At 56.0% G+C, this 2,690-nt stretch carries 3 protein-coding genes and 1 pseudogene; all 4 read left to right on the plus strand.

Annotation, left to right across the window (positions count from 1 at the left end; genetic code table 11):
* Positions 1-380 (plus strand): annotated as a pseudogene (locus B5F88_RS18955) (plasmid segregation actin-type ATPase ParM); the annotation flags it as partial.
* Positions 370-669 carry a hypothetical protein gene (locus B5F88_RS21665; RefSeq protein WP_242959893.1) on the plus strand — a complete coding sequence of 100 codons (300 nt, stop codon included), beginning with the start codon at positions 370-372 and terminating at the stop codon, positions 667-669. The pseudogene B5F88_RS18955 and the gene B5F88_RS21665, both read left to right, overlap by 11 nt.
* Before the next feature lie 14 nt (positions 670-683).
* A complete protein-coding gene (dcm, locus tag B5F88_RS18965; RefSeq protein ID WP_087936988.1) occupies positions 684-1,835 on the plus strand; it encodes a DNA (cytosine-5-)-methyltransferase in 1,152 nt (383 codons plus the stop codon).
* Positions 1,832-2,690: amidoligase family protein (locus B5F88_RS18970; protein ID WP_087936989.1), on the plus strand; the 859-nt coding region annotated here is incomplete at its 3' end. The genes dcm and B5F88_RS18970, both read left to right, overlap by 4 nt.

A 2,690-nucleotide genomic window follows, 5' to 3' on the forward strand; every position in this document is an offset into this window, starting at 1 on the left:
TGGAACTGGGCATGATCCGCTGTATCGATGAAATCAGCGAACAGGTGCGCCGGTTGTTTGGGCTGTCCATGACTACCGCTCAGATCGAGAGCGCCCTGCGGGGCAGCTCCGGCGGGATGGACGAGCGGATCAGAGCGGTCATCCATGCCCAGGCGGGCAAGTACGCCCGAAACCTGCTCTCGGCAGTCACAGAGAGCGGCCTAGACATCCGCGCTATGCCCACCATCTTTCTGGGTGGTGGAGCGGCGCTCTTAAAGCGCCACCTTTCGGCCACAGACGGCCTGTGCCGCCCGCTTATCCTGGATGACGTATCCCTGAACGCCAAAGGATATGAGCGCCTTGTGGGGCAGATGTCGCGGGGTGTCGGCCATGGCGGGTAAGCGGCGGCTCAACCTTTCTTTTTCTCTGACATCACCCCAACAGCGTGAGGCGTGGCACATTCTCAGCTCCATCCCTGCCGGGAAGCGGACAGACGCTGTGTGTCGGATGGTGTGCAAGGCCCATGAACAGGATGCCCTCCTGTCCGCCATCCGGGGGCTGATCCGGGAAGAACTGCGCCATTTGGATCTGACAACAGAAAAAAGCCAGCAGGCACAGGCCGGGGACATGGATGAGAATGTCCTCGGCTTTCTTCTTGCCCTGCAGCAGGAAGGAGATGAGATCACCTGATACGCTATTTTGATATGTTTGCCGGGATCGGCGGATTCCGAGCCGGACTGGATCGGGCCGGAGGTTTCCAGTGCGTGGGCCACTGTGAGATCGACAAATACGCTGACGCCAGTTACCGTGCCATCCATGATATTCGAAGGGAGGAGCGATACTATCCAGACGCAAGAAAAATCGACCCCAACGACCTGCCCGACTTCGACCTCCTGTGCGGGGGATTCCCCTGCCAGGCATTTTCAAACGCTGGTCGAAGAAAGGGATTTGAAGATGCCAGAGGAACTCTCTTCTTTGAGATTGCCCGCCTGGCTCAAGCCAGACGACCTGCGTATCTTCTGCTTGAGAACGTTCCAGGACTGCTTACGCATGACCAAGGCCGGACGTTTTCTTCCATCCTCGCCACGCTTAATGACCTGGGGTACCGCGTGGAATGGATGGTGCTTAACAGCGCGGATTTCCGTGTCCCCCAGGTTCGAAAGCGGGTGTTCATTATCGGATATCTTGATCCCCGATGCGCCGGAAAAATACTTCCTGTCTTCGGAACAAACGGAAAAACTCTTATACAAATCCTCGGAGGTTCGCAAGGATACAGAGTCTATGACCCCAGAGGAACCGCCTGCACACAGACTGCCGGAGGCGGCGGAAAAGGAGTAAAGACCGGACTGTATCTGATGGAGCCTGACTCGGCGCAGTCCTGTTTTGTGGATCTGTGTATCGGCAGGCCGACACCGACTGAAAATGCCAGGTGTCTGACCGCTAGATATAGTCAAACGACACTCTGTAACCACCGTGGCGAACGCTCTGGGGTCCTGCTGATCAAAGAAGCGACTAAACGCGGCTATAAGGAGGCGATGGTGGGCGATACCGTTGACCTGGGATATGCGGGCAGCAATACACGCCGCGGGCGTGTAGGACGGGATATCGCACACACGCTGGAAACCAGCTGCATCCAAGGTATCGTGGAGCGCGGCGGACGTATCCGCCGCCTGATGCCCCGTGAAAGCCTTCGGCTCCAGGGATTTGCGGAAGAACAGATCGACAAGATCCTGGCTATCACCTCAGATGCCCAAGCCTACAAGCAGGCCGGAAACAGCGTCACCATTACTGTGATCGAGGCCATTGGCCGCCGCATCCGGGCAGTGGATGAGGAACTGAGAGGTGCGGCAGCATGAGTGAAATAGGGCTGAAAGACCAGTGCTTTGGCGTGGAAGTGGAATTCACCGGCATCACAAGAGAACAGGCCGCCAGCGCCCTGGCGGAACACTTTGGGACGATACCTCGTCATGGCAACGACTACTACGACAGCTGGTATGTGCGGGATGAGGAGGGCAAGGAATGGAAGTTTATGTATGACGGCAGCATTCGAACAGAGTGCAAAGGCGACAGCGAATATGAATCCATAAACAACTCTCAATACTCCGTGGAGATGGTTTCACCCAAACTGGCCTATACGGAACTTCCTAAATTCCAGGAGTGCATCAGGCAAGTGAGAAAGGCCGGGGGAAAAGTAAACAATACCTGCGGCATCCATGTCCATGTGGACGCTTCCAATCACAACCGGCAGAGCCTGAAGAACCTCCTGAGCATTATGTTTTCCAAAGAGGATATTCTCTTCAAGGCCCTGAAAGTGAATTCCAACCGGGTGGCGAATTACTGTCAAAAGGTGCGAGAACCCATGCTGCAAAAGGCACGCCAGCTTTCCTCCGAAGAAACCAAAAATCTGACCCAGCTGGAAACCATCTGGTACGAGGGGGACAACGGCAGCACGGAGCACTACAACTGGACACGGTACTATGCGCTCAATCTCCATTCTGTGTTTTACCGAGGAACCGTGGAGTTCCGCTGTTTTAACTCCACGCTCCACGCAGGCCGCGCTGCTGCCTATGTGAATTTGTGCCTTGCCATGTCGGCCCAGGCCATCGCCCAGCGCAGCACCGTCATGCGCAAGACGCAAAGCGATAATGAGCTGTTCACCTTTCGGGTATGGCTGGTACGCCTTGGGTTGAATGGACCCGAGTTCAAGCACA

Source organism: Flavonifractor sp. An306 (assembly GCF_002159455.1).
Lineage (GTDB): Bacteria > Bacillota > Clostridia > Oscillospirales > Oscillospiraceae > Flavonifractor.